The 25271-nt window shown below is 69.7% G+C and carries 25 protein-coding genes, 2 pseudogenes and 1 riboswitch; of the genes and pseudogenes, 7 read left to right on the top strand and 20 right to left on the bottom strand.

Going from position 1 to position 25271, the window contains the following annotated elements; all coding sequences use genetic code 11:
* Positions 1-249: 249 nt before the first annotated feature.
* Positions 250-1650 carry a dihydrolipoyl dehydrogenase gene (gene lpdA / locus ACUZ2Y_RS08825; RefSeq protein ID WP_476328727.1) on the bottom strand — a complete coding sequence of 467 codons (1401 nt, stop codon included), beginning with the start codon at positions 1648-1650 and terminating at the stop codon, positions 250-252.
* A 38-nt stretch (positions 1651-1688) separates the two neighbouring features.
* On the opposite strand from lpdA, the gene ACUZ2Y_RS08830 reads away from it, so the two are divergent.
* Together ACUZ2Y_RS08830 and ACUZ2Y_RS08835 are read left to right on the top strand one after the other, a co-directional pair.
* Positions 1689-2477, top strand: coding sequence for an alpha/beta hydrolase (locus tag ACUZ2Y_RS08830; protein ID WP_476328728.1), 789 nt, complete (start codon positions 1689-1691; stop codon positions 2475-2477).
* A 90-nt stretch (positions 2478-2567) separates the two neighbouring features.
* Positions 2568-3344, top strand: a complete 777-nt coding sequence (locus tag ACUZ2Y_RS08835; protein ID WP_476328729.1) for a SigB/SigF/SigG family RNA polymerase sigma factor — start codon at positions 2568-2570, stop codon at positions 3342-3344.
* On the opposite strand, the gene ACUZ2Y_RS08840 is transcribed toward ACUZ2Y_RS08835, so the two are convergent.
* Positions 3341-3649, bottom strand: coding sequence for a WhiB family transcriptional regulator (locus tag ACUZ2Y_RS08840; RefSeq protein WP_476328730.1), 309 nt, complete (start codon positions 3647-3649; stop codon positions 3341-3343). The genes ACUZ2Y_RS08835 and ACUZ2Y_RS08840 overlap by 4 nt on opposite strands.
* 160 nt (positions 3650-3809) lie before the next feature.
* Between ACUZ2Y_RS08840 and ku the strand changes: the two genes are divergently transcribed.
* On the top strand, positions 3810-4766 hold the full coding sequence (gene ku, locus ACUZ2Y_RS08845) for a non-homologous end joining protein Ku (RefSeq protein ID WP_476328731.1): 957 nt from the start codon (positions 3810-3812) through the stop codon (positions 4764-4766).
* 11 nt (positions 4767-4777) lie between these two features.
* Here ku and ACUZ2Y_RS08850 read toward each other — a convergent pair whose 3' ends face one another.
* The 8 genes from ACUZ2Y_RS08850 to ACUZ2Y_RS08885 form a co-directional block, all read right to left on the bottom strand.
* The gene (locus tag ACUZ2Y_RS08850) at positions 4778-6151 is read right to left on the bottom strand and encodes an L-serine ammonia-lyase (RefSeq protein ID WP_476328732.1); all 1374 of its coding nucleotides are present in this window, start codon (positions 6149-6151) and stop codon (positions 4778-4780) included.
* Between the two features lie 75 nt (positions 6152-6226).
* Complete coding sequence (gene glyA, locus ACUZ2Y_RS08855; protein ID WP_476328733.1) at positions 6227-7498, bottom strand: serine hydroxymethyltransferase; 1272 nt, start codon at positions 7496-7498, stop codon at positions 6227-6229.
* A gap of 5 nt (positions 7499-7503) precedes the next feature.
* A complete protein-coding gene (gene gcvH, locus ACUZ2Y_RS08860; RefSeq protein ID WP_476328734.1) occupies positions 7504-7881 on the bottom strand; it encodes a glycine cleavage system protein GcvH in 378 nt (125 codons plus the stop codon).
* A gap of 19 nt (positions 7882-7900) precedes the next feature.
* Positions 7901-8998 (bottom strand): glycine cleavage system aminomethyltransferase GcvT, encoded by a 1098-nt coding sequence (gcvT, locus tag ACUZ2Y_RS08865; RefSeq protein WP_476328735.1) that lies wholly within the window; start codon positions 8996-8998, stop codon positions 7901-7903.
* A gap of 285 nt (positions 8999-9283) precedes the next feature.
* A riboswitch (glycine riboswitch) is annotated at positions 9284-9391 on the bottom strand.
* A 31-nt stretch (positions 9392-9422) separates the two neighbouring features.
* Positions 9423-10151 (bottom strand): energy-coupling factor ABC transporter ATP-binding protein, encoded by a 729-nt coding sequence (locus ACUZ2Y_RS08870; RefSeq protein WP_476328736.1) that lies wholly within the window; start codon positions 10149-10151, stop codon positions 9423-9425.
* On the bottom strand, positions 10148-10885 hold the full coding sequence (gene cbiQ / locus ACUZ2Y_RS08875; RefSeq protein ID WP_476328737.1) for a cobalt ECF transporter T component CbiQ: 738 nt from the start codon (positions 10883-10885) through the stop codon (positions 10148-10150). The genes ACUZ2Y_RS08870 and cbiQ overlap by 4 nt, the downstream gene beginning before the upstream one ends.
* Positions 10886-11218: a PDGLE domain-containing protein gene (locus ACUZ2Y_RS08880; RefSeq protein WP_476328738.1), complete on the bottom strand. Its 333-nt coding sequence runs from the start codon at positions 11216-11218 to the stop codon at positions 10886-10888.
* On the bottom strand, positions 11215-11922 hold the full coding sequence (locus ACUZ2Y_RS08885) for an energy-coupling factor ABC transporter permease (RefSeq protein WP_476328739.1): 708 nt from the start codon (positions 11920-11922) through the stop codon (positions 11215-11217). The genes ACUZ2Y_RS08880 and ACUZ2Y_RS08885 overlap by 4 nt, the downstream gene beginning before the upstream one ends.
* A 186-nt stretch (positions 11923-12108) precedes the next feature.
* Between ACUZ2Y_RS08885 and ACUZ2Y_RS08890 the strand changes: the two genes are divergently transcribed.
* Complete coding sequence (locus ACUZ2Y_RS08890; protein WP_476328740.1) at positions 12109-12804, top strand: Rv0361 family membrane protein; 696 nt, start codon at positions 12109-12111, stop codon at positions 12802-12804.
* 90 nt (positions 12805-12894) lie between these two features.
* Positions 12895-13875 carry a hypothetical protein gene (locus tag ACUZ2Y_RS08895; RefSeq protein ID WP_476328741.1) on the top strand — a complete coding sequence of 327 codons (981 nt, stop codon included), beginning with the start codon at positions 12895-12897 and terminating at the stop codon, positions 13873-13875.
* On the opposite strand, the gene ACUZ2Y_RS08900 is transcribed toward ACUZ2Y_RS08895, so the two are convergent.
* The 5 genes and pseudogenes from ACUZ2Y_RS08900 to ACUZ2Y_RS08920 all read right to left on the bottom strand — a co-directional run bounded on the left by ACUZ2Y_RS08900 (position 13780) and on the right by ACUZ2Y_RS08920 (position 18070).
* The gene (locus tag ACUZ2Y_RS08900) at positions 13780-14301 is read right to left on the bottom strand and encodes a GNAT family N-acetyltransferase (protein WP_476328743.1); all 522 of its coding nucleotides are present in this window, start codon (positions 14299-14301) and stop codon (positions 13780-13782) included. The two genes, ACUZ2Y_RS08895 and ACUZ2Y_RS08900, sit on opposite strands and share 96 nt — an antisense overlap.
* A 171-nt stretch (positions 14302-14472) precedes the next feature.
* Positions 14473-14577, bottom strand: a pseudogene (locus ACUZ2Y_RS08905) (ABC transporter ATP-binding protein); the annotation flags it as partial.
* A gap of 53 nt (positions 14578-14630) precedes the next feature.
* Positions 14631-15710, bottom strand: a complete 1080-nt coding sequence (locus ACUZ2Y_RS08910) for a zinc-binding dehydrogenase (protein WP_476328745.1) — start codon at positions 15708-15710, stop codon at positions 14631-14633.
* A 26-nt stretch (positions 15711-15736) separates the two neighbouring features.
* Positions 15737-16907: pseudogene (locus ACUZ2Y_RS08915) on the bottom strand (acyl-CoA dehydrogenase family protein).
* Positions 16908-16918: 11 nt separating this feature from the next.
* The gene (locus ACUZ2Y_RS08920; RefSeq protein ID WP_476331677.1) at positions 16919-18070 is read right to left on the bottom strand and encodes an acyl-CoA dehydrogenase family protein; all 1152 of its coding nucleotides are present in this window, start codon (positions 18068-18070) and stop codon (positions 16919-16921) included.
* Positions 18071-18170: 100 nt separating this feature from the next.
* On the opposite strand from ACUZ2Y_RS08920, the gene ACUZ2Y_RS08925 reads away from it, so the two are divergent.
* Positions 18171-18809, top strand: a complete 639-nt coding sequence (locus ACUZ2Y_RS08925) for a TetR/AcrR family transcriptional regulator (RefSeq protein WP_476328747.1) — start codon at positions 18171-18173, stop codon at positions 18807-18809.
* A 468-nt stretch (positions 18810-19277) separates the two neighbouring features.
* Positions 19278-20030 carry a phosphatidylinositol-specific phospholipase C gene (locus ACUZ2Y_RS08930; protein WP_476328749.1) on the top strand — a complete coding sequence of 251 codons (753 nt, stop codon included), beginning with the start codon at positions 19278-19280 and terminating at the stop codon, positions 20028-20030.
* Between the two features lies 1 nt (position 20031).
* On the opposite strand, the gene ACUZ2Y_RS08935 is transcribed toward ACUZ2Y_RS08930, so the two are convergent.
* The 5 genes from ACUZ2Y_RS08935 to ACUZ2Y_RS08955 form a co-directional block, all read right to left on the bottom strand.
* Positions 20032-20634: a GTP-binding protein gene (locus ACUZ2Y_RS08935; protein WP_476328751.1), complete on the bottom strand. Its 603-nt coding sequence runs from the start codon at positions 20632-20634 to the stop codon at positions 20032-20034.
* Positions 20615-21175 (bottom strand): DUF742 domain-containing protein, encoded by a 561-nt coding sequence (locus ACUZ2Y_RS08940; protein ID WP_476328753.1) that lies wholly within the window; start codon positions 21173-21175, stop codon positions 20615-20617. Before ACUZ2Y_RS08940 ends, ACUZ2Y_RS08935 begins: the two co-directional genes overlap by 20 nt.
* Before the next feature lie 7 nt (positions 21176-21182).
* Entirely contained in the window at positions 21183-21623 is a 441-nt protein-coding gene (locus tag ACUZ2Y_RS08945) for a roadblock/LC7 domain-containing protein (protein ID WP_091374789.1), read from the bottom strand.
* A 28-nt stretch (positions 21624-21651) separates the two neighbouring features.
* Positions 21652-24894, bottom strand: coding sequence for a nitrate- and nitrite sensing domain-containing protein (locus tag ACUZ2Y_RS08950; RefSeq protein WP_476328755.1), 3243 nt, complete (start codon positions 24892-24894; stop codon positions 21652-21654).
* Between the two features lie 138 nt (positions 24895-25032).
* Positions 25033-25224, bottom strand: coding sequence for a hypothetical protein (locus ACUZ2Y_RS08955; RefSeq protein WP_476328757.1), 192 nt, complete (start codon positions 25222-25224; stop codon positions 25033-25035).
* Positions 25225-25271: the final 47 nt, after the last annotated feature.

The following is a 25271-nucleotide window of genomic DNA, read 5'->3' on the forward strand; positions in this document are numbered from 1 at the left end:
CTGAACGGGTGAGGACCATCACCGTAACGCGGCGATTGTCGTTGCTACAAAACAAAATGGGGGTGTCCACACCGGACAGAGATCAACATGCCGGAGTCGGCATGGAATCGGGCGGCCCTGACGGCCGAATGGCCCACACCGACTGGGCGCGATGACATCTCAGGCCGACCGGGGCAGGCGAATCCGCACACTGAACACATCGAAACGAACCCGCCGCGACCCGGTTGCCCGGGTCGCGGCGGGCGACACTCACATATTGATCATGTGTCCCGCGAGGCCGTGGATGGCCTCCTTGACCGCCTCACCCAGCGTCGGGTGGGCGTGGACGTTGCGGGCCATCTCGTGCACCGTCAGGTCCCACTGCTGGGCCAGGGTCAGCTCCGGCAGCAGCTCCGTCACCTCGGGCCCGATCAGGTGCCCGCCGAGCAGCTCGCCGTGCTTCTTGTCGCTGATGAGCTTCACGAAGCCGACCGGGTCCGCGAGACCGTGGGCCTTGCCGTTGGCGGTGAAGGGGAACTTCGCCACCTCGACGTCGTAGCCCTTCTCGCGGGCCTGGGCCTCGGTGTAGCCGAAGCTGGCGATCTGCGGCTGGCAGTACGTCGCGCGCGGGATCATGACGTAGTCGAGTTCCATGGTCTCCGCGTTCGCGATGGTCTCCGCGGCGATGACACCCATGGACTCGGCGGCGTGGGCGAGCATGAGCTTCGCGGTGACGTCGCCGATCGCGTAGATGTGCGGGACCGAGGTGCGGCAGCGGCCGTCGATGTCGATGGCGCCGCGCTCGGTCAGCTTCACCCCGGTGCGGTCGAGGCCGTAGCCCTCGACGCGGGGCTGGAAGCCGATGGCCTGCAGGACCTTGTCGGCCTCCAGGACCTGCTCCTTGCCGCCCTTGGACACCGTGACCTTCACCCGGGCGCCCGTGTCGTCGATCGACTCGACGCGGGTGCCGGTCAGGACCTCGACCCCGAGCCGCTTGTAGCGGCGGGCGAGTTCCTTGGACACCTCCTCGTCCTCCAGCGGCACCATCCGGTCGAGGAACTCGACGATGGTGACCTTCACGCCGTAGTTGTGCAGGACGTAGGCGAACTCGACGCCGATGGCGCCCGCGCCCGCGATGATGATGCTCTCGGGCAGCTCCGAGGCGAGGATCTGCTCCTCGTAGGTCACCACGCGCTCGGACAGCGAGGTGCCGGGCAGCAGCCGGGTCGTCGCGCCCGCGGCGATGATGGCGTTGGAGAACGTGACCGTCTCCGTGCCGCCGTCGTTCAGCGCGACCTCGATGGTGTTGGCGTCGGTGAACGTGCCCTTACCCTGGAACTGCGTGATGCCGTTCTTCTTCATCAGGTAGTGCACGCCCTTGACGCGCCCCTCGGCGACCGTGCGGCTGCGCTGGTAGGCGGCGCCATAGTCGAAGCTCACGGTGCCGTCGACCTGGATGCCGAACGTCTTCGCCTCGTGCTGCACCAGGTGCGCCAGCTCGGCGTTGCGCAGCAGCGCCTTCGAGGGGATGCAGCCGACGTTGAGGCAGACGCCGCCCCAGTAGCGCTCCTCGATGATCGCCGCCTTCAACCCGAGCTGCGTGGCCCGGATCGCCGCGACATACCCGCCCGGTCCGGCCCCGAGGACCACCACGTCGAAATGTGTGCTCATGGTGTCCACGATATGGCCCTCGGCGGCACACTGGCGAAGTGCCGCGTCCCCTGTTGCTCGGGCTGACCAGTGTCGTCGTCGTGGTTGTGCTGGTCGTGGGCCTGGCGTACGTATTCCAGCGCCGTTTGATCTACCTGCCGTCGACGTCGGCACCGCCGGATGTCGCCAACGTCATACCCGGCGGGCGCCAGGTCACCTACCGAACCGAGGACGGCCTGACCCTTGCCGGCTGGTACGCGCCCGGGCCGGGGACCACGGTGCTGGTGCTGCCGGGCAACGCGGGCGACCGCTCGGCCCGGATCCCGCTCGCGGTGGCGTTGCGGGCGCGGGGACACGGCGTGCTGCTCGTCGACTACCGCGGCTATGGCGGCAACCCGGGCGACCCAACCGAGGAAGGGCTGGCCGCGGATGCGAAAGCGGCTCACGGTTTCCTCCTCGGGCAGGGCCTCACCCAGGACCAGCTCGTGTACTTCGGCGAGAGCCTCGGCGCGGCGGTGGCGGCCCGGTTGGCCCGCGACCACCCGCCGCGCGGCCTCTTGCTCCGCTCCCCCTTCGTGGACCTTGCGTCAGTCGCCGCCGTGCACTACCCGTTCCTGCCCGTCCGGGCGCTGCTGCGCGACCGCTTCCCCGTCGCCGAGACCGTGCGCGGGCTGAAGATCCCGACAACGGTGGTCTACGGCGCCGATGACGAGATCGTGCCCCCGGAGCAAAGCGTGGAGGTCGCCACCGCCGCGAACGCCCGCACGGTGGTCGTGGAAGGCGCGCGACACAACGACAGAGTGTTACTGGACGGTCGGGAACTGCTCGACGCAGTAGACGCGCTGTGACATCTCGAGTTGTCGGGGGTGCGGGGCATACCTACGGTTGGTGACGGGCGGACCACTCCGCCTGGACGCTGAGCCATCCGAGGTGTGGCCTTGACCGTCACCACGCGACCCGCCGAGACCAGGCCAGGGCACGAATACGAGCATTTCGCCCCCCTGTTCGCGGAGAAGGCGCTGCTGGATCCGGAGGATCCCCGGCACGCCGAACTGCGGGCCGCGCTGGTGACCGGGCACGCGGGACTGGCCGAGCACATCGCTCTGCGGTTCACCCATCGGGGGGTTCCGCACGAAGACCTCACGCAGGTCGCCCTTGTCGGCCTGATCCACGCGGTGGACCGGTTCGACCCCAGCCGGGGGTTCGACTTCCTGACTTTCGCGGTGCCCACGATCATGGGCGAGGTCCGCCGCTACTTCCGCGACACGGCCTGGTCAATGCGGGTCCCGCGCAAGCTGCAGGAACGCCACCTGGCGCTGAGCAACGCGGGCAACGAGCTGTCACAGCGGCTGGGGCGCGCGCCGACGCCGAGTGAGCTGGCGAAACACCTGGGCCTGCCGGTCGACGCCGTCTTCGAGGGCCTCGCGGCGGGGCAGAGCTACCATTCCGTCTCACTCGACGAGGCACCCACCGAGACCGACCAGACGCTCAGCGTGCCCAACACCGCCCTCGACGGCGTCGAGGTCGTGGAGTCCCTTCGGCCGCTCATCGAGCGGCTCACCGAGCGTGAGCGGCGGATCCTCGCGCTGCGCTACTTCCGCGACGACACCCAGACACAGATCGCCGAGCACCTCGGGCTTTCGCAGATGCACGTGTCCCGGCTGCTCACGCGGACATTGCGCAAGCTCCGGGAAGGTCTCGCCGACCCCAGCTAGTGACGGGCACCCGCGTGCTGGGCGGTCATGCGGCGGCGGGCGTAGGCCTGCCTGCGCTCCCCCTCATCAAGTCCACCCCAGATGCCGTAGGGCTCGATCACGGTGAGCGCGTGGTGCCTGCACGCAACGATGACAGGACAGGTTTTGCAGATCTCCTTCGCGTGGCGCACCCGCTCCGCCCGCGCCTGGCCGCGCTCGGCGTCGGGGTGGAAGAACCAGGCGCTGTCGAGTCCCCGGCACGACCCGGTGCGCTGCCAGTCCCAGGTTTCCGAGACCGGACCCGGCAGCCGCGACATCTCCGTCATGACCCTGCTCCCCTCTGACTGTTGTCAGGGGTGTTACCCAGGGGTCGGATCGGCGAAACGCCTTCTCTGATCGTGCGGTGCCAGTACCGTTGAACAGGACTATTGGCGCCGATGTGGTCCACACTGGGGTGGGACGGACAACTACTGCCGGGGAGACAGCGTGGCACGGCCGATTTGGAACGGGGCGATCAACTTCGGGCTCGTGACGGTCCCGGTCGAGCTCTACGGGGCCACCGAGGACCACACGATCAGCTTCCGGCAGTTCGAGCGCGGCACCTCCGACCGCATCCGGTACAAGCGCGTCAACGAGCGCACCGGCAAGGAGGTCGCCTACTCCGACATCGTCAAGGGCGCGGAGGTCGGCGGCGGCGACTACGTGATCATCGAGCCGGACGAGCTGGACGCCATCGCGCCGGGCCGCTCCCGCACGATCGACATCTCCGCGTTCGTCGACCTCGACTCGATCGACCCGATCCATTACCAGAAGACCTATTGGCTGGCGCCCGCCAAAGAGGAGTACGGCCGCGCCTACAGCTTGCTGATGCAGGCGATGCGCAAGTCGAACAAGGCCGGGGTCGCCACGTTCGTCATGCGCGGCAAGGAATACCTGACGGTCGTGCGCGCCGGTGAGGACCTGCTGATCCTCACCACGATGCTGTTCGCCGAGGACCTGCGCGACCCGGCCAAGGAACTGAAGTCCATGCCGGAGATCGCCCCGGCGCGGGGCAAGGAACTCGACATGGCCATCTCGCTCATCGACTCGATGAGCGAGGAGTGGAAGCCCGAGGAGTTCCACGACACGTACACCCAGCGCGTCGAACAGCTCATCGAGGACAAGAAGGAAGGCCGCGAGATCGTCTCCGAGGAGGCGCCGAGCGAGCCGACCAAGGTCGTGGACCTGTTCGACGCGTTGAGCAAGAGCGTCGAAAGCCGCAAGAAACGCCGCGAGGAATCCCCGGAACCGGCTGAGGAGCTGTCTGGCCTGACGAAGGCAGAGCTCGACAAGCTGGCCCGTGACCTCGACGTCAAGGGACGTTCGAAGATGACCCGCGATGAGCTGGAAGAGGCGGTGAAATCGGCGCAGGGCACGGGCGCGAAGAAGAGGAGGGCTTCGTGATTCGCTCCGGGCTAGCACTCGATGACGTTGAGGGCGAGGCCGCCGCGCGAGGTTTCCTTGTACTTGGTGTGCATGTCGGCGCCCGTCTGACGCATGGTCTTGATGACCTTGTCCAGGTGGACGATATGGGTGCCGTCGCCGCGCAGGGCCATCCGTGAGGCGTTGATGGCCTTGGTGGACCCGACGGCGTTGCGTTCGATGCACGGGATCTGGACCAGGCCGCCGACCGGGTCGCACGTCAGTCCCAAGTGGTGTTCCAGGCCGATCTCCGCCGCGTTCTCGACCTGCGCGACTGAGCCGCCCAGCACCGCCGTCAGGCCTGCCGCCGCCATCGCGCACGCCGAGCCGACCTCGCCCTGGCAGCCGACCTCGGCACCCGAGATCGAGCCGGTTTCCTTGAGCACCACGCCGATCGCGGCGGCGGTGAGCAGGAAGTCGATCACACCGTCCTCTGTGGCCACTGACAGGAACCGCGTGTAGTAGTGCAGGACCGCGGGGATGATGCCCGCGGCGCCGTTCGTCGGGGCGGTGACGATCCGGCCGCCGGAGGCGTTCTCCTCGTTGACGGCCAGCGCGAACAGCGTGACCCAGTCCATGACGTAGAGCGGGTCGCCCGCGCCGTCTTCGGAGAGAAGCTTGTCGTGCAGCGCCTTCGCGCGGCGGGGGACCTTCAGGCCGCCCGGGAGGACACCGTCCTGTTCGCAGCCGCGCGTCACGCAGTCCTGCATGACCTGCCAGATCGCCAGCAGACCCGAGCGGACCTCGGCCTCGGTGCGCCACACGAGTTCGTTGCGCAGCATCACCTGGGCGATGGTCAGGTCGTTGGCGGCGCAGTGCGCCATCAGCTCGGCGCCGGTGCGGAACGGGAACGGCACGGCCGTGGTGTCGGCGGAGATGACCGGGCCGTCGGCCGCGGTCTCGTCGAGCACGAAGCCGCCGCCGACCGAGTAGTACGTGCGTTCGGCGAACAGGCCGCCCGCGGCGTCCCAGGCGGCGAAGGTCATGCCGTTGGGGTGCAGCGGCAGCGACTTGCGCCGGTGCATGACGAGGTCGTCGTCCTCGGTGAACCTGACCGTGTGCCTGCCGAGCAGCCGCAGCTGCCCTTCCTCGCGGATCTTCGCGACCCGGGGACCGACGATCGCGGTGTCGATGTCTTCGGGGCGCTCGCCCTCCAGGCCCAGCAGCACGGCCTTGTCGCTGCCATGGCCGTGACCTGTCGCGCCGAGGGAGCCGAACAGCTCGACTCGCACGCGGGCCACCCGGTCGAGGTCGCCGCGTTCGGAAAGGCCGTCGACGAACATCAGCGCCGCGCGCATCGGGCCCACCGTGTGCGAACTGGACGGGCCGATACCGATGCTGAACAAGTCGAACACACTGATAGCCACGACGAACCTTCCACTTCCAAAATTCAGCGTACTCGGGCCACACCAGGTCGTGGTGTGGCCCGAGCCGCCGGTTGTTCAGCCCAAGTCGGGGTAGAGCGGGCGACGCTTTACCAGCAGGTCCACGCGGTCGCGCAGCTCCTGCCGGGTGGTGTCGTCGAAGTCCGGGCCAAGGGCGACGGCGATGATGTCGGAGACCTCGGCGAAGTCCTCGGCGTCGAAGCCGCGGGTGGCCAGCGCCGGGGTGCCGATCCGCAGCCCGGAGGTGATCATCGGCGGCCGCGGGTCGAACGGGACGGCGTTGCGGTTGACCGTGATGCCGACCGAGTGCAGCCGGTCCTCGGCCTGCTGGCCGTCGAGCGCTGAGTTCACCAGGTCGACCAGGACCAGGTGGACGTCGGTGCCGCCGGTGAGGACCTTCACGCCCGCCTCGGCGCAGTCCGACCGGGAGAGCCGGTCGGCAAGGATCTTCGCGCCTTCGAGCACGCGGCGCTGCCGCTCGGCGAACTCCTCCGACGCGGCGATCTTGAACGCCACGGCCTTGGCCGCGATGACGTGCTCCAGCGGGCCACCCTGCTGGCCGGGGAACACCGCCGAGTTGACCTTCTTGGCGAGTCCCTTGCGGCAGAGGATCACTCCGCCGCGGGGGCCGCCGAGGGTCTTGTGGGTCGTGGTGGTCACCAGGTCGGCATACGGCACGGGGCTGGGGTGCAGACCCGCGGCGACGAGACCGGCGAAGTGTGCCATGTCGACCATCAGCAGCGCGCCGACCGAGTCGGCGATGCGGCGGAACTCGGCGAAGTCGAGCTGACGCGGGTAGGCCGACCAGCCCGCCACGATCAGCTTCGGCTGCGCCTCCACGGCGAGGCGCTCGACCTCGGCCATGTCGACGATCCCGGTCTCCTGGTCGACGTGGTAGGCCACGACGTTGTAGAGCTTGCCCGAGAAATTGATCTTCATGCCGTGCGTCAGGTGACCGCCGTGCGCGAGATCGAGGCCGAGGATCGTGTCGCCGGGGTTGAGCACGGAGACCATCGCCGCGGCGTTGGCCTGTGCGCCCGAGTGCGGCTGCACGTTGGCGTGCTCGGCGCCGAAGAGGGCCTTGACCCGGTCGATCGCGAGCTGCTCGATGACGTCGACGTGCTCGCAGCCGCCGTAGTAGCGGCGGCCGGGGTAGCCCTCTGCGTATTTGTTCGTCAGCACCGAGCCCTGAGCCTCGAGCACGCCCACCGGGGCGAAGTTCTCCGAGGCGATCATCTCCAGGGTCGACTGCTGGCGGTGCAACTCGGCGTCGACGGCCGCGGCGACATCGGGGTCGACCTCGGCGAGGGACTGTCCGAAGGTGCTCATCCGGGTCAGTCTTCCTTGGTCAGCGCGTCGTACGCGGCGCTGTCGAGCAGCTCGGGGGCGCCGTCCACGCTGAAGCGGAACAGCCAGCCGTCGCCGAACGGGTCGGTGTTGACCAGCTCGGGGGTGTCCACGACGGCCTCGTTGATCTCCACGACCTCGCCGTCAGCGGGGGCGTAGAGGTCACTGACCGACTTGGTCGACTCGATCTCGCCGCAGGGCTCACCCTTGACCAGCTTGTCGCCGACCGCCGGGAGCTGGACATAGACGACATCGCCGAGCGCGTCGGCGGCGTACTTGGTCACACCGACGGTCGCCGAGCCCGCGTCGGCGAGGTCGACCCACTCGTGTTCCTCGGTGTAGCCGAGGCTCTCCGGATTGCTCATGTCTGTCTTGTTCTCCTGATCAGGCGGGACGCTGGTAGAAGGGCAGCTCGACGACCTCGACCGGCGTGGACGTGCCACGGATGTCGACGGCCAGGGCCGTGCCGGGCTCACTGAGAGCGGTCGGCACATACGCCATGGCGATCGGGTGGCCGAGCGTCGGTGAGAGGGCGCCGCTGGTCACGGTACCTACCGGGTTCCCGTCTCCGTCGAGAACGGGGTACCCGTGTCGGGGGGCGCGGCGGCCGGTGCTGGTGAGCCCGACTCGCACGCTGCCGACGATAGTGTCCTTGCGACGTTCCAGGGCCGCACGGCCGACGAAGTCGCCGGGCTTCTCGAACTTCACGACCCGGCCGAGACCGGCGTCGAACGGGGTGAACTCGGGGCCGAGCTCATTGCCGTAGAGCGGCATCCCGGCCTCCAGGCGCAGGGTGTCGCGGCAGGCCAGACCCGCCGGGACCAGGCCGTGGTCCCGGCCGATCTCGGTGATCGCGGCCCAGATGTCCTCGGCGTGCTCGGCCTCGGAGTACAGCTCGAAGCCGTCCTCGCCGGTGTAGCCGGTGCGCGCGAGCAGCACGTCGTGGCCCGCGGCGGTGGCCGGGACGCTCGCGTAGTACGAGAGCTTGTCCAGGTCCGCGCCGGTCACCTTGCGCACGATCTCGGCCGACGTCGGCCCCTGCACCGCGATGAGCGCGCAGGTGGCGGAGCGGTCGTTCACCTCGACGGCGAAGCCGGTGGACCGCTCGCGCAGCGCCTCGGCGACCACGGCGGCGTTGGAGGCGTTCGCCACGACCATGTAGTGGTCGGTGGCGAGCCGGTAGACGACCAGGTCGTCGAGCACGCCGCCGTCGGCGTCGCAGATCATCGTGTACCGCGCGCGGCCCGGCTTGACCTTGGACAGGTACCCGACGAGGGCGTAGTCGAGCGCGCGGGCCGCCTCGGGACCGGTCAGCTCGATCTCACCCATGTGGCTGAGGTCGAACAGGCCGGACGCCTCGCGGACCGCCTTGTGCTCGGCCAGTTCACTGCCGTATCGCAGCGGCATCGCCCAGCCTGCGAAGTCGGTGAACGAGGCGCCGAGGGCCTCGTGCACCGCGTGCAGCGGGGAGGGGTTGCTCATGGAAGTTCGGTCTCCTTTTGCGCGCGGGTGGACAGTGCTCGCCGCAGCGTGGCACGACCGGCGTGCGGATGCCGTGCGGCAGAGTGCGCAGATGACTGTGTCGCCGATGGGACGGCGTTGGCGATGCGCGACAGGGTCACGGAGCTCCTTGGGTACGACGCGACAGGCACACCTGTCCCGTTGTGGGAACTCCCCCTCTGTCATGGCACCTGAGAGCTTCACCGCGGAGAGCGGCTTGCACCGTGGGTGAGACGCCGGATGTCGCGTCTGCTTTCCAGAGTGGCCTGGCCTGGAACGGTAGGTTTACCTGAGAGATTCCGGGGAGTTTGCTCCTTCGGTGCCCCACCTGTGCCGAACCGTGGCTGAGGGTGGAGGCTCTCCCGTTCCGACTCATGCGGCCCGGTATTCGGTTATGGCGCGAACCCTAGTCGAGGCGGAACCCGAACGGAAGTTCCAGCCGGTGCGCGGCGAGCAGCGCGGTGTCGGCCAGCAGGTCGCGGGTGGGTCCGTCGGCCACCATCACGCCGCCGTCGATCAGCACGCTCCGGGGGCACACCTGCAGCGCGTAGGGCAGATCGTGGGTGACCATCAGCATCGTGCGGTCCAGCCCGAGCAGCACCTCGGCCAGTTCACGGCGGGCCACCGGCTCCAGGTTCGCCGACGGCTCGTCCAGGACCAGGATCTCCGGCTCGCAGGCGAGGACGGTGGCGAGGGCGACCCGGCGGCGCTGTCCGCCGGAGAGGTGCATCGGCGAGCGGTCGGCGTGGTCGGCCATCCCCACCGCGTCGAGGGCCTGCTTGACCCGGGCGTCGAGGTCGGCGCCGCGCAGGCCGAAGTTGGCCGGGCCGAACGCCACGTCGTCGCGCACGGTCGGCATGAACAGCTGGTCGTCGGGGTCCTGGAACACCACCCCGACCCGGCGCCGGATCTCCTTGAGGTTCGCCTTGGCCACCGGCAGGCCCGCGACCTCGATGCGGCCCGCGCCCGCGGTCAGCACGCCGTTGAGGTGCAGGACCAGCGTGGTCTTGCCCGCCCCGTTCGGCCCGAGCACGGCGACCCGCTCCCCCTCCTCGACCCGCAGGTCGACGCCGAAGAGCGCCTGGTGGCCGTCGGGGTAGGCGTAGGCGAGCCCCTCGACGAGCAGCGCGGTCATAACGACGCTCCCAGGACGGCCGCGGCGATCACGGCGGGGACCAGCCCGAGCAACCAAGCCGTCCGGCCCGCCGGGCGCGGGTCGTCGGGCATAGCGCCTGCCCAGCCGCGTGACACCATCGCGAGGTGCACCCGTTCTCCTCTCTCATAGCTGCGGACGAACAGTGTGCCGATGCCCCGGGCGGTCGCGCCGACCTGCCACAGGAACCGCGGGTCGTGGCCCCGGCAGATCCGCGCGGTCCGCATCCGCCGCGCCTCGGCCGCGATGACCTCCAGGTACCGCAGCATGAGGGTGGCGATGGTGATCACCATCGCGGGCACCCGCAGCCGCTGCAGGCCGACGATCAGGTCACGCGGTGACGTGGTGGCCGCCAAGGTGAGCGACACAAGGACGCCGAGGGTGCCTTTCGCCAGGATGTTCCAGCCCGCCAGCGCGCCCTGCTCGGACACTGGGACGCCGAGCACGTCCACCGTCGGTCCGCCGGCGACGAAGGGCAGCGCGAACGCCAGGATGACGAACGGCGTCTCGATCAGCGCCCGCTTCGCCAGCCATCCCGGCGGGATCCGCGCGACGGTCCAAACGCCTGCCAGGACAGCGAAGTAGAGCCCGAATGCCAAGAACTCGGTGCGCCTGGTCGCCACCACGCACAGCACGAAGACCAGCGCGGTGACGATCTTCACCTGGGCCGGGAGGCGGTGGACCGGGGTGTCGCCGGGACGGTGGAAGGGTTGCACTCAGGTCGTGGATCGCTTGCGCAGCAACCAGAAGAGGCCGCCGGCCAGACCCAGCGTCAGGAGCACACCGAGGACGCCCGCGATCCCGGTCGACCGCTCGCCCCCGGCGACCGCGTAGTCGGCCAGGGGGCTGAATGAGAGCTGGTGCTCCCCGGCGCCCTGCGCGATGCAGTTGCCGGTGAGCCGCTCGGCGCCGTCGACCTCGACGACCTGGCAGCCGACCATGGTCGCGTGGTCGAGCCCGTCCGGATCGGAGTCGGCGAGGTAGGACACGGCGCCCGCGATCACCAGGGCGACCAGCAGGAAGCCGACGAAGAACCCGCGCTTCCTCATGCCGCCACCCCCTCGGCGGTGCGCAGCTCCAGTGGCCGCTCGGTGCCGCGCAGCAGGTAGACGAGGTCGGGCCGGACCGCGGCGACGGCGCCGACGGTGAGCGCGGTGATGACGCCCTCACCGATGCCGATCAGGCAGTGCACGCCGACCACGGTGGCGGCGACCGCGCCCAGCGGGAACGAGGTCTCACCGCCCATCGCGAACTCCACCACGAACCCGAGCGACGCCAGCACGGTGTTGACCACCGCGGCGGTGAACGCGACGGCGACGAGTCCGGCCCGGCCGCGCTGGGCGATCCGCCGCAGCGCCAGCGCCACGAGGAAGCCGGCGGCGGTGCCGATGAGGGCCATGTTGGTGATGTTCGCGCCCAGCGCGGTGATGCCGCCGTCGGCGAACACGAGCGCCTGCACGACCAGCACGATCGACACGCACAGCGCCCCGACCCACGGTCCCACCAGGATCGCCGCGAGCGCCCCGCCGAGCAGGTGGCCGCTGACGCCGGGCAGGACCGGGAAATTGATCATCTGAGTGGCGAACAGGAACGCCGCGACCAGGCCGGCCATGGGCGCGGTGCGGTCGTCGAGGGTCGCGCGCGCCCGCGACGCGGCGACCGCCAGACCGACCACCGCGACACCGATGAACAACATCGATGTCGTCGCGTTCAACAGGCCATCGCTCATGTGCATGGCGACCGTGGTGGACATGGTTCCTCCCCTGCTCGCTCTACAGTCTAGTTGCCTATAGCGAGCAACCGCCAGTAATTGGCAATTACGGCCGGGAACCAAGTGTCCGCTCTCACCGTCGGAACTTGACGCGAATACAGTGATCGAGCCTGCGTCGGGGTGTAGAAAGGCGCGGGTGTGATCCAGCCCAATCCCAGGAGTCCTCCCATGTCGCAACCGCCCCAGCCCGGCGGCTACCCGTTCCCTCCCCAGCCTGGCGGTGACCCGCAGCAGCCTGGCGGGTTCCCCCAGCAGGGCGGGTATCCCCAGCAAGGCGCATACCCGCAGCAAGGCGGATTCCCCCAGCCGGGTCAGCCCCAGCCGGGTCAGCCCCAGCCGGGTCAGCCCCAGCCGGGTCAGCCGCAGCCAGGACAGCCGCATCCGGGTGGATACCCGCAGTCCGGTGAGTTCCAGCAGCAGGGCTACCCGCAGCAGCAGCCATACGGCCAGCCGGGCGCGTATCCGCAGCAGTACGGCCAGCCGTACGGCGCCCCGCAGAAGAACAACAAGCCGTTGATCTTCGGCGCGATCGGCCTGGTGGTGGTCGGCGTCGTCGTGACCCTGATCCTGGTGCTCACCGGTGGCAGCGGTCCCCAGGCCACCACCGAGGCGCTAATCGACGCGATCGTGGACAAGGACGTCGCCGCCGCGAACGCCCTCATGTGCGACGAGAAGGACAAGCTGCCTGCTGACGCCTTCAAGGAGTCGTCGCAGTTCATCCCGACGGACATCAAGATCATCGATGTCCAGGAGAACGGCGACACCGCGAAGGTGAAGGTCGAGGCCACCATCGCCGGCGAGAAGGACAGCAACACCTTCGACCTTCGCAAGAAGGACGGCGACTGGTGCGTCGACGACCTGTGATGTCTCGTCCGAGGATCTCCCTCCCGAGGGGGAGCTGACTCCCTCCTGGGGCTCAGGTGCGGCGGCGGCCCGAACGCCATGCTGACGACTATGACGACCACTCGACAGCTGGTGGGTCTCGGCGCCGTCGCCGCCACCTTCCCCTACCTCGCGCTCAAGCTGAACTGGATCTTCGGCGGCACCGTCGGCGTCGTCGGCGCCGACATGGACGAGCTGCTGGTGGCGAACATCGCCACCGTGTTCATGGACCTGATCGTGCTGGTCACCGCCCTGGCGCTGACCAGGCCGTGGGGGCTGCGGCTGCCCGCGCCGGTGGTGATCGTGCCGATGTGGCTTGCCTCCGGCATGCTCGCGCCGATCGTGCTCCTCGCCCCGCTGCTGCCCGCCCTCCTCGGCGACGCGCCCGCCGGGGACGGCGCGTTCCTGCGGCCCTGGGTGTACGCCGTGGTCTACGGCGGTTTCGCGCTCCAGGGCGTGCTGCTGATGGCCGCGTTCGTCCTCTACACCCGGGCCCGGTGGCCGCACGTCTGGGCGGCCCGCAACACCGACCCCGCCGACCCCCTCGCGTCGGGTCTGGCCCTCGTCGCGTCCGTGCTGGCGCTCGGCGTCGCGGCGGCGGACCTGTCGTGGGCCGTCGGCTCGACACTGTGGATGCCGCCCGGTCTGACCTCGGCTCCCGGTGCGGGCGACAGCGTGACCGTCGGCATCCACGGCCTGGCCGCCCTGCTCACCGCGGTCGGCCTGACCTGGCTGGTCCGCCGCCTGCCGCGCGAACGGCCGGTGATGGTGCCGCTCGCCATGACCTGGGTCGGCGCGGGCGCGATGTTCGGCTGGGCCTGCTGGTCGCTGGTCACCCTCGGCACCCGCTTCGGCGCCGACGACGTGTCCCAGGTGGTCGTCTACGTCCTGGTGTTGGCCGCGCAGGTCGTCGCCTCGGTCTTGGCCGCGGTGATCGCTGCCTACCGGGTCATTCGCCTAGCGGATCAAGCCCACCTGGGTGGCGACGCGGCGGTAGCCGAGCCAGCCGTTGACGGCGAGCATGGCCGCGTTTCGGGCGTCCATCGAGGTTGAGGCTCGCACGATTCCCGCAGACCCGGCCCTTGCCATGGCGGTGGACTTCACCAGCTTGGCCAGGCCCCGGCCGCGGTGGCCGCGCACGGTCCCGGTCATCCCGGACCAGGCACGGTCGCCGTCGGTCTGCACCGCGGTGAAGCACGCGACCTTGCCACCGATCATGGCGGCGGTGCTCAGGTCGTGGTCGAGCATCGGCGCCGCCCAGACCTCGGTCAGCCACTCGTCGTAGTCGAAGGAATCGATGGGTGCGGCGCTCGGCTCGTCGAGCGAGGCGGCGGTGTCCGCGTCGTAGACCAGCCGTGGGGCGACCGCGGCGATCGGGACCAACTCCACGTCCGCGGGCGTGGGCGGGCACGGCGGCAGGACCCGCGGATCCAGGCTCGCGTAGTGCATCTCACTGGTGGGTGCGAAACCTTGTGCCACCGCGAAGTCCACGGATTCGGCGGCGGCGAACACTGCGACATGGCGCCCGTGCCGGGCGCGGCTCGGTCGCCTTGATGGTGAGGTTTCGGGGGTGCCGCACGAACACTGCCAACTTCGATGGCGTGTTCGTGCGGCACCCCCGAAACCTCACCGCGACCTCGCGAACTTGCGGTCGGCGAGTGCGTCGGCTTCCTCCGTCAGGTGGGTGGTCAGGAGGACGCTCCGGCCGTCGGCGCGCAGGGCGGCCACCAGGTCCCGGACCAGCCTGCGGGCCGCCGACGCGCGGATGGTCGCGGGCTGGTTTCCGCGCCGCCGAAGGCGGCGGTTTGTCACAGGCGGACGAGTGTGCGGGCGCCGCGGCCGGATCGCATGTCCTCGAAGGCGCCCTCGATGCCGTCGAGGTCGGTCGTCGAGGTGACCAGGCTCGACACGTCGAGCTGACCGGAGCGGACGAGGTCCAGCAGGCGCGGGACGTCGACGTCCGGGTCGATCGAGCCGAAGACGCAGCCGCTGACCTTGCGGCCGAAGTAGTACAGCTCCAGCGCGCTGAACTCGACCTTCGCCTTGGCCGACCCGACGCCCACGATGACCAGGTGTCCGCCGCGCCTGCTCGACGACCACGCCGTGCGGATCGCCGCCGGGTGCCCGACACACTCGAACGCGATGTCGGCGCCGCGGCCCTCGGTCAGCTTGCGGACCGCCTTCGCCGTCGTGTCGTCGGAGACGATGAAGTCGGTGGCTCCCTGCGCGAGCGCCAGGTCGCGCTTGGCCTCGGAGGTGTCAACCGCGATGATCGGCCCGGCCCCGGCGATCCGGGCGGCCTGCAGCACCGAGAGCCCGACCCCGCCGACTCCGACGACGACCACGGACTGGCCGGGTCGCACGGCGGCGGTGTTGAACACCGCGCCCGCGCCGGTCAGGACCGCGCAGCCGAGGACGGCCGCCTGCTCCAGCGGGATGTCGTCGGGGATCTTCACCGCGCCGCGCGCGGGGACGATGGTCTCCTCGGCGAACGCGCCCGCGCCGAGGCCCGGGTACAGCGCGGTGCCGTCGGCCAGCTCGGCGTGCGGGATCTCGGCGGCGTCGGCGGCCCGCTCACACAGCCACGGCTCCCCCTCCCCGCAGTACCAGCACTCGCGGCACGGGGGCGCCCAGTTCAACAGCACATGGTCGCCGGCGACGACGTTCGTGACGCCTTCGCCGACTTCCAGCACGATCCCGGCGCCCTCGTGCCCCAGCACCGCCGGGATCGGCTGACGCAGCGTGCCATTGGACAGCGACAGGTCGGAGTGGCACACACCGACGGCCACGACCTTCACCTTGACCCGCCCCGGACCGGGAGCGGGCAGCGTGATGTCGGTGACCTGCATCGGCTTGCCCTGTTCGGTGAGAACAGCAGCCCTGACCATGACGCTCCTAGGTTGGTGGATCGGATCTAACCGAGTGTGCCGGACACGCTCGCGTGTCCTTTGAGCAGGTTACGGGCGATGGTGCGGCGCTGAATCTCGTCCGTTCCCTCGTAGATGCGCAGCAGCCGCAGCTCCCGGTACCAGCGCTCGACCGGCAGTTCCCGGGTGTAGCCCATGCCGCCGTGGATCTGCAGGACCCGGTCGACGATCTCGTTGGCCTTGACGCCGCCGTACAGCTTCGCGATCGACTGTGCCTGACGGGAATCACGGCCCTGGTCGACCACCCACGCGGCGTGCAGCACCAGCCAGCGCAGCGCCTCGATCTCCATCGCCGAGTCCGCGATCATCCACTGGATGGCCTGGTACTCGGCAATGGGCTGGCCGAAGGTGACGCGGGTGTTCGCCTGCTCGATCGCCATCCCGACCAGCCGCTCACACGCGCCGAGCGCGCGAGCCGGGAGGGCGTAGCGGCCGCGGCCGATCCACTGCATGGCCAGCTCGAAGCCTTTGCCGACCTCGCCGAGGATGTTCTCCTGCGGCACCCGGACATCCTCGAAGACGAGCGCCGCCGGACCCCACTCCCCCATCGTGTCGATCGCCTCGGACCGCCACCCGGCCGCACGGTCCACAAGAAAACAAGTAACGCCGCCGTCGGCTCCCTTGTCCTTGTCTGTCACCGCGAACACCATGGTGAAGTCGGCTTCGTTGCCGCCGGTGATGAAAGTCTTCTCGCCGTTGATGATCCAGTCGGTGCCGTCCTGGCGGGCCGACGTGCGGATCGCCTTGGCGTCGGACCCCGCACCCGGCTCGGTGATCGCGAAGCAGGACTTGCGCTCGCCGGCGATCGTCGGCAGCAGGTAGCGCTGCTTCTGCTCGTCGTTGGCGTGGAACAGGATGTTGTCGGCGTAGCCGCCGAAGCGGAAACTGGACGAACGAGCGGCCCAGCTCGGCCTCGATCAGCGCCATCATCATCGCGCTCAAGCCCATGCCGCCGTACTCCTGGGGCGTCTGCACACCCCAGAAGCCGGACTCCTTCGCCTTGAGCTGCAACGCTTTCAGCTCGTCGGCGGGCAACCCGGGCTGGTTGGCCCGCTCGCGGCGCAGCACCTCGGGCTCCAGGGGCATGATCTCCTTGCGGACGAACGTGCGCACCCAGTCGCGGACTTCGCGTTCCTCGTCGCTCAGCGAGAAATCCATGGCGGTTCTCCTCAGACGAAGGCGTTGACGCCGGTCAACGCGCGGCCGATCAGCAGCTTCTGGATCTGGCTGGTGCCCTCGTAGAGGGTCATGACGCGGGCGTCGCGCAGGAACTTGGCGACCGGGTACTCGTCGAGGTAGCCGTAGCCGCCGAACACCTGGATCGCCAGGTTCGCCGCGGACACGGCGTTCTCGCTGGCGAACAGCTTCGCCATGGACGCCTCGGTGCCGAACGGCTTGCCGCGCTCGATGAGGTCGGCGACCCGCCAGACCAACAGCCGGGCGGCGTCGGTGGCGACCGCCATGTCGGCCAGCATCTCTTGCACCAGTTGATATCCGGCGATCGGCTTGCCGAACTGGGTGCGCTCCAGCGAGTACTTGACGCTGGCGTCCAGCGCCCCCTTGGCGAGGCCGACGCAGCCAGCGGCGACCGACATGCGGCCCTTGTCCAGCGCGGACATGGCGATCTTGAAGCCGACGCCCTCGTCGCCGAGCCGCGCGGACTCGGGCACGCGCACGCCGTCGAGGACAAGCTCCCCTGTGGACTGTCCACGCAGGCCGAGCTTGCCCTTGATCTCGCGGTGGGTGAAGCCCGCCGAGTCGGTCGGCACCAGGAACGCGCTGATGCCCTTCGGCCCGGGTCCGCCGGTGCGGGCGAAGATGAGGGAGACGTCGGCCCAGGTTCCGTTGGTGATGAACATCTTCGAGCCGGTGATGACGTAGTCGTCCCCGTCGCGGACCGCTTTCGTCGCGAGGCTGCCCGCGTCCGATCCGGTGTCAGGCTCGGTGAGGCCGAAGCAGGCCAGGGACTCCCCGGAGCTGAGCCGGGGCAGCCAGTGCCGCTTCTGCTCCTCGGTGCCGTAGCCGGCGATGGACTTGCCGACCAGCCCGAGCGAGACGGAGACGATCCCCCGGATCGCCGAGTCGCCGCGGCCGAGTTCCTCCATCATCAGGCAGTACGACAGGTGGTCGCCGCCGGAGCCGCCGTACTCCTCGGGGATGGTCATGCCCAGGAACCCGATGGCCCCCAGTTTGCCCACGATCGCCCGGTCGACCTGCTCACGCCGGTCCCACTCGGCCGCGTTGGGCACGACCTCCCGATCGATGAAGTCGCGCGCCAGGCCCCAGAGGGCCTGCTGCTCGTCGGTGAGAGCGAGGTCCATGACACTCCCCATCGGTAAACCGTACGGTGTTAGGTTTAGTCAGGATAGGATCGCCACCGCGTCCCGGCAACCACTGCCGGCAGTGACCTGGGAGACACACGTGCCACGGCCGAGCACCCCGCTCCTGAGTCGCGCCCGCATCCGCGAGCGCGCTTTGGCGATGGTCGACGCCGAGGGGTTGACCGGCCTGTCGATGCGCAAGCTCGCGGGCGAGCTCGGCGTGCAAGCACCCTCCTTATACAGCCATTACCGCACGAAAGACGAACTCCTGCACGACATCGCCGACGACATCATGTCCACAGTGGACGTCAGTGACTTCGCGGGCGCTGACTGGGCCGCCGGGGTGCGCACCTGGGCCCGCTCCTACCGCGCGGCGCTGGCGGCGCACCCGAACATGGTCCCCGTATTGGCCACCGGCCCCGCCCGCCGCGAGACCTCCCTGGCCCGAGCCGACGCCGTCCACGGCGGCCTCGTCCGGGCGGGCTGGCCACCCCGCTACGCCACAATGATCGGCGCCTCAACCAAGTACTTGGTGCTGGGGGCGGCGATGAGCTCGTTCTCACGCGGGTTCGAGGACGACGTCCAGGTCTATGTCGACCGGTACCCGCACCTCGGCCAAGCGCACCGGCTGCGAGACCACGCCGACGAGATCGACGCCGACAGCTTCGAACTGGCCCTGAACGCCTTCATCCACGGCCTAACCGCCCTCCACCCCAGTTCAGCCACCTCCCCGCCCTAACCCCGCGAGTCGCCCCTCCCGGCAACCGAGTCGCCCCGCCAGGCAAGTGAGTTCGACGTTCCAGCAACCGAGTTCGACGTTCCGGCAAGTGAGTCGTTGTTCGGGCCGGCGAGTTCAACACCGGGGCGTATCACTCACGGCCGTGAGTGGCCACGCCATCGCCGAACGTCGAACTCACTTGCTGGAACGTCGAACTCACTTGCCGGGAGGGGCGACTCGGTTGCCGGGAGGGGCGACTCGCGGGGTGGGGTTGGCGGAGTGGTGGCGGCTGGATGGTCCACGATGTTCGACCGGATCCGCCGCTCAAGATCCACCGCTAATGTGAACCCAATTCGCGACTGGATGGAGTGGCGTATGGGCACCATGGTCTCTCGCAGGTCGTTCGGGCGGGCGCTCGCTGGGGCGGGGGTGGTCGCCGCCGGGGTGGGACTCGGGACAGCGACAGCGTCCGCGGCATCATCCGATTGGATGGGCGGGTTGCCCGACGGCGCTCTGCTCTCGCGCATCAGCATGCCTGGCACCCACGGGTCGGCGACCCGGGTCGGTGGGCCGGCGGTCGCGAACCAAGACCTCACCATCGCCGATCAACTGAACATCGGAGTGCGGTTTCTCGACGCGCGCTGCCGGTTGATCAACGGGTCCTTCGCCATGCACCACGGGGCGTACTACCAAAACCTGATGTTCGGCGACGTCCTCAACCAGTGCGCCGCCTTCCTTTCCGCGCGGCCGAGCGAGACCATCCTCATGCGCGTCAAACAGGAGTACTCCGGTGACTCCAACGCCGCGTTCGGCGCGGTGTTCGCCGACTACCAGCGCCGCTGGCCCAACTTGATGAAGACCGACGCGCACATCCCCACCCTCGGCCAGAGCCGCGGCAAGGTCGTCGTCATCTCCGACAACGGCGGTGTGCCCGGCATCGGCTGGGGTGGGCTCGACATCGCCGACGACTACGACATCGGCACGATCTTCGAGCTCTACTCCCGCAAATGGCCCGGCGTGCAGCGGCACCTCGACGCCGCCCGCACCGCCAACTCCACCAACCTGTTCATCACCTTCACCTCATCCTGGGGCTGGGGCCTGTGGCCCCGGGACGCGGCCAACGCGATCGCGCCCAAGGTGAGCGGGTATCTGGGCGCGCTGAACCGGCAGATGGTCGGAGTCGTGCCGATGGACTTCATGACCGCCGCCAAGGCAAGTCAGGTCTACCGGCTCAACTTCTGACTCAGCCCACCCCGGCGCCGTGTAACGCCACCCAGCGGCGCATCGAGTACTCGACCATGGTGATCAAGATCTGCTTCGTCGACTGCCGGTCACGCGCGTCGCAGGTCACGATCGGGACCTCCGGGCCGATGGCCAGGGCGTCGCGGACCTCCTCCAGGTCGTGGCCGAGGACGCCGTCGAAGCAGTTCAGGCCGATGACGTACGGGAGGTTTCGCTCCTCGAAGAAGTCGATCGGCGAGAAGCTGTCCGCCAGCCGACGGGTGTCGGCCAGCACGACCGCGCCGATCGCGCCGCGGACGAGGTCGTCCCACATGAACCAGAACCGCTGCTGCCCGGGCGTGCCGAACAGGTACAGGATCAGGTCCGAGTCCAGTGAGACGCGGCCGAAGTCCATCGCGACCGTGGTCGTGGACTTGTTGGGGGTTGCCGCGAGGTCGTCGATGCCCACGCTCGCGCTGGTCATCACCGCTTCGGTGGTGAGGGGCATGATCTCCGAGACGGAACCGACGAACGTCGTCTTGCCCGCGCCGAAACCACCAGCCACCACGATCTTGACCGAGGTCAGCGTGGGGGCCGCCGAGTCCTCATAGCCGACGGAGTCCACTCAGTACCCTTTCCATCAACACCAGGTGGGCCTTGTTGGCACCACCGGTTGCGGTCTTGTGCACCGTGACCAAGCCGAGCTGGGCCATGTCGCCCAGCAGGACTTTCGCGACGCCGAGCGGCGCGCCGAACAGGGTGGCCACCTCGGCGACCGACCGGGGTTCCTTGCACAGCGCGCCGATGGCGCGGTGTTCGGACTCCGCGAACGCGTTCGCGTCGGCGGCCCGGTCGCTTGTGGACACCATGGTCTCCACGCGCAGTTCGAACGTGGACCGGGTGCGCCCGCGCGTCCAGGCGTACGGACGCACCATGGCGGCGTCTTCGACGGGGAGCGGCTCGACCGGGGCATGATCGGCCACACCGGAGTCGCCCTCGGGCCAGTCCGGTTCCACGTCTCCGTTGTCCGCCACCGATTCCGCGGGTGGAGGCGGTTCTTCCAGTTCGGGCCTGCGGTGCTTCTTGCGGCCCCCGCCGAGCGAGAGCCCGTTCATCAGGTCGGCGATGGTCATTTTCGGGGCGGGTTCGCCCCACTGGCTGGTCATGTGTCTGTCATGCGGGCTGCCCCACCATCCTCCCGGTGGCGCCTTGCAGCGCCGCACGCAATTCCGGGGTCAGGATCTGGCCGACGCGGTCGACCAGAAGGGTCATCTCGTAGGCGACCTGCCCGATATCGCAGGTCGGTGCGGCGAGCACGGCCAGGCAAGAGCCGTCGCCGATGGCCATCAGGAGCATGATGCCGCGCTCCATCTCGACGACGGTCTCCTTGACCTCGCCCGCGTCGAAACACCGTGCGGCACCGGAGGTCAGGCTGATCAGCCCGGACGCGACGGCCGCGAGCTGGTCGGCGCGGTCGACCGGCAGCCGGGCGGAAGAGGTGAGCAGCAACCCGTCGGCCGAGACCACCACGGCGTGCGCCACCCCGGTGACCCGTTCCGCGAAGTCGTTGACCAACCAGCCGAATTGGCTTGGCTTGGACTGCGTGGACGTCATCGTGCTCCATTCATGGGAAGGTCCGGGGTCAGACATCGGACCCGTGATCCTGTTCAGTGGCTTGGCGGGCAAGACTTTCGCGACCGCGGCCGACACCGCGCTGCAGGCTGCCAAGCCGGTCGCGCAGCGCGTCGGCGTCGCGCTCGACCCGCACCTGCGGGCCGGGCGCCCGGTCGAGACTGCCGGGCAGCAGCCGTTCGCGCGGCGTGCGCCGCGGCAGGCTGCCGTCGGCAGCGGTGTCCGAAGTGGACGTCGTGAGGTGTTCGGCGGCGGCCCAGCCGGAGTCCGCGGCGAAACGCCACTGGGCGCCCCGCAGGTCCAGGCCCGGCTGAATCTCCGGCTGACCGTGCGCGGGCCCGGTGTGGTGGGCGCCGCGGGCCCGGTGGACGCCGCGCTGGTAGTTCGACAGCCGGGTCCGCAGGTCCTCCGCGTCGCGGTCGGTGGCCGGTGCGGCGGTGGTGGCCTGGGGCTCGGCGCTGCCGGGCACCAGGTTGCGGCGCGGGGTCCGGCGGGGTAGCCCGGACCGGGTGAAGTCCTCCGGCTGCGCCCGCGAAACCGCTTGCGCCGCCTGGAAACCCTGGTCGGCGGCGAAGTCCCAGGCCTGCGGCATGGCGACGTCGGCGGCGGTCGAGTTCGGGTCGTCGGTGACCGCGCGGAACCAGGCCGAGACCATTTCGTCGAAGATCGGCGTGGTCTCCTGGGTGCCGTGGTCGACCGGAGCGCCGGGGGCGCGCTCGTAGATGATGGTCGAGTCCCACCAGCCGGTGGTGTCCTCGGCGGGCTCCGGCAGGCCCGGCGCCACCGGGTCGGACGCCGCCGGTGCCGCTGGAGCCTCCGTGGCCTCGACCGGAACGACTGGGTCGAACAGGGCTTCCGCCGGGGCGTCGTCGGCCAGGCCGGTGGGGACCGGGTGGCTCGGCCAGGATGTCGGGTCGGCCGCGGGCGGCTCGGGCAGCGGAGCAGCCAGAGTGTCGACCGCGTCGCGCGGTGTGGGGAACTGCTCGGGCAGCTGCGCGCCGTCGCCGCGGGTGAGCGCGCTGAGCGCCTCGACCCCGCTGCGGATCGACCGCCGCGGCAGCCCGTTCGGCGTCGCGCCGCTCGACCCGTTGGTGCCGTTGACCTTCGAGCCGTTGGACCCGTTGACCTTCGAGCCGTTGACCGCGGACCCGTTCACATGGGTGCCGTTGGTCCGCGGCGGTTTTCCCGTGGGCGCACCGCCGTCGGGCCCGTCGAGACCATTGCTGCCGTTGCCCGACGCCGGGGGGATCTCGGTGGCGGGCTTGCCCGGCAGTTCGACCACAGTGGACATGACCAGGTCGGCGGGCACGATCACCGTCGCGCGCAGACCGGACGGCGTCCCCGGCCGCAGCCGCACCTTGACGCCGTGTCGGGCGGCGAGCCGCCCCACCACGAACAGGCCCATCCGGCGGGAGGTGGTGGCGTCGACGACGCCGTCCTCGGCGAGCCTTCCGTTGGCCTCGGCCAGTTCGTCGGGCTTCATGCCGATGCCGCGGTCGCACACCTCGATGCGGACGGTGCCGCCTTCGGTGTGCTGGCTGGAGATCACGACCTGGGTGGCGGGCGCGGAGAACGCGGCGGCGTTGTCGAGCAGCTCGGCGGTGAGCCGGACCAGGTCGCCCACGGCGTAGCCCACGACCAGCACGGTCGGCGGCGCGGTGATGACGACCCGCTGGTACTGCTCGACTTCCGAGACCGCCGCGCGCAGCAGGTCGGACAGGCTCACCGGCTGCTGGGCCCGGCGCGCCTGGTGCTCACCGGCGACGCTGCCGGAGAGGACCATCAGGTTCTCGTTGTTGCGCCGCATCCGGGTGGCGAGGTGGTCGAGCTGGAAGAGCGTCGCGAGCTGGTCGGCGTCCTCCTCGTCGCGTTCGAGCCGTTCGAGGAGCTGGAGCTGGCGCTGCACGAGCCCCTGGCTGCGGCGCGAGAGGTTGACGAACACGCCCGCGTAGTTGGCGCGCATGCCCGCCTGCTCGGTCGCGAGCCGCAGCGCCTCCTGGTGCACGGCGTCGAACGCCCGGGCGACCTGGCCGACCTCGTCGGCGGTGGCCACGGCCACCGGCTCGACGGTCGGGACCACCGGGTCCTTGCCGTCGCGGATCCGGGCGACGGCGGCGGGAAGGCCGCGTTCGGCGATGTCGAGGGCGCCGCGGCGCAGGGCGCTGAGCGAGCCCAGCAGCTGCCTGCCGATGACGAACATGATCGCGGCGGCGAGCACCAGGGCCAGGATCAGGATGACTGAGGCGATACCCGCGCCGTCGCTCGCCGAGTCCTGCAGCGCGGCGGAGCCGTTCTTGATCTGCGCGCCGAGGGTGGCGCTGACCTCGCTGAGCCTGCCGGAGACCAGCTCGCTCGCGGTGTTCCAGTCCTGCGCGCTGATCGGCGGCGCCGCGCCTTGGCGGCCGCCCAGGACGAGCTGGACGAGGTTGGCGCGGGAAGTGAGGTCGGCCTCGGTCAGCGTCCGGTCGTACTCGGCCTGCTGCGCCGGGTCGGACAGTGCGCGGAAGTCGGCGGTGCGGTCGCCGAGGCGGGCCTCGGAGGCGCGCAGGGCGTCGAGTTCCTGGCTCGTGAGGCCGCCGCGGGCGAGGCCGATGCCGACCAGACCCTGTTGGTGGTAAACCTCTTCCTTCGCCGCCTCAAGGTCGTGCAGGGCGCCCGCGGTGCCCGACAGGGCCGGGTCGGCGACCTCCTCGGCGGCGGCGCGGTCGAAGGCGATCAGCGAGCGGATCACCAGGGTGTAGCCGTCGAGCGCGGTGGGGCCGTCGATCTCGCGGGCGCCGACCCGGCCGCGCAGGATGTCGAGTTCGCCGAAGCGGGTGAGGACATCGGCGTAGCGCGCGCCGGTGGTCTCGTTGGCGTAGGACAGGCCGGCGGCCGCCTTGATCAGCGCGTCGCGGGCGCTGTCGGCCTGCCGCTGTTCGGTGAGCACCTCGAAGGCGATCTCACGCGACCCCGAGGTCAGCAGGACCGAGGCCTTGGTGCGCTCGCGCTGCAGCCAGGTGACGGTCTTGTGGAGGGTGTCGTTGACCGTGACGAGCCGGTCGATCTGCTTGTAGGTGTCGGCGCGGTCGATCTGCGAACCGATCTGCAGGGCGCCGAGCACGATCGCGAACAGTGCGGGGACCAGGGTGACCGCGGCGAGCTTGACCGGGATTCTCCAGTCACGCCACTGGCGGAGCACCGACCTGCCGGGGGCGGAGCGCGAACGCCTCACCCCGGCTGGGGAGTCGGGATTGGACACGATCTCGGTCACTCGCACTCCTCCGCGACGGACTCTGGTCGCCGTGGGAACAACAGCCTCACCGCGCCGTTCTCCTTCCACCACGAATCCCGGACAGCACAGGGCACAACGGGGAACCACATGCAGGTCACCACATCCACTGGGGACAACTCACCGAACCGCGTCAACGACCACGTCAACCGAATGGCGTCGCTTCGTCCCTCCCCGGACATCGGCGACTTCGGCGAGAACTTGAGAGCACAGCGTACCGTCGATCAGGCGATCATCAACCTTTTCCGATGCGACCGGACTGACCTGCATAAACACCTGAAACAGGGCTTTAGCAGCGGGTAAGCGCGGCACTCACGACAGCATTTAGTCACACCTGGAGTGGTATTTGGAAGCTTAAT

The organism is Actinokineospora sp. UV203 (assembly GCF_056323665.1).

Coding starts and splice junctions, on each gene's coding strand:
- lpdA (WP_476328727.1), bottom strand. CDS start 1,650: ATGAGCACACATTTCGACGTGGTGGTCCTCGGGGCCGGACCGGGCGGG.
- ACUZ2Y_RS08840 (WP_476328730.1), bottom strand. CDS start 3,649: ATGACGGAGATGTCGCGGCTGCCGGGTCCGGTCTCGGAAACCTGGGAC.
- glyA (WP_476328733.1), bottom strand. CDS start 7,498: ATGAGCACCTTCGGACAGTCCCTCGCCGAGGTCGACCCCGATGTCGCC.
- gcvH (WP_476328734.1), bottom strand. CDS start 7,881: ATGAGCAATCCGGAGAGCCTCGGCTACACCGAGGAACACGAGTGGGTC.
- gcvT (WP_476328735.1), bottom strand. CDS start 8,998: ATGAGCAACCCCTCCCCGCTGCACGCGGTGCACGAGGCCCTCGGCGCC.
- ACUZ2Y_RS08870 (WP_476328736.1), bottom strand. CDS start 10,151: ATGACCGCGCTGCTCGTCGAGGGGCTCGCCTACGCCTACCCCGACGGC.
- ACUZ2Y_RS08880 (WP_476328738.1), bottom strand. CDS start 11,218: ATGAGGAAGCGCGGGTTCTTCGTCGGCTTCCTGCTGGTCGCCCTGGTG.
- ACUZ2Y_RS08885 (WP_476328739.1), bottom strand. CDS start 11,922: ATGTCCACCACGGTCGCCATGCACATGAGCGATGGCCTGTTGAACGCG.
- ACUZ2Y_RS08890 (WP_476328740.1), top strand. CDS start 12,109: ATGTCGCAACCGCCCCAGCCCGGCGGCTACCCGTTCCCTCCCCAGCCT.
- ACUZ2Y_RS08895 (WP_476328741.1), top strand. CDS start 12,895: ATGACGACCACTCGACAGCTGGTGGGTCTCGGCGCCGTCGCCGCCACC.
- ACUZ2Y_RS08910 (WP_476328745.1), bottom strand. CDS start 15,710: ATGGTCAGGGCTGCTGTTCTCACCGAACAGGGCAAGCCGATGCAGGTC.
- ACUZ2Y_RS08920 (WP_476331677.1), bottom strand. CDS start 18,070: ATGGACCTCGCTCTCACCGACGAGCAGCAGGCCCTCTGGGGCCTGGCG.
- ACUZ2Y_RS08930 (WP_476328749.1), top strand. CDS start 19,278: ATGGGCGGGTTGCCCGACGGCGCTCTGCTCTCGCGCATCAGCATGCCT.
- ACUZ2Y_RS08940 (WP_476328753.1), bottom strand. CDS start 21,175: ATGACCAGCCAGTGGGGCGAACCCGCCCCGAAAATGACCATCGCCGAC.
- ACUZ2Y_RS08945 (WP_091374789.1), bottom strand. CDS start 21,623: ATGACGTCCACGCAGTCCAAGCCAAGCCAATTCGGCTGGTTGGTCAAC.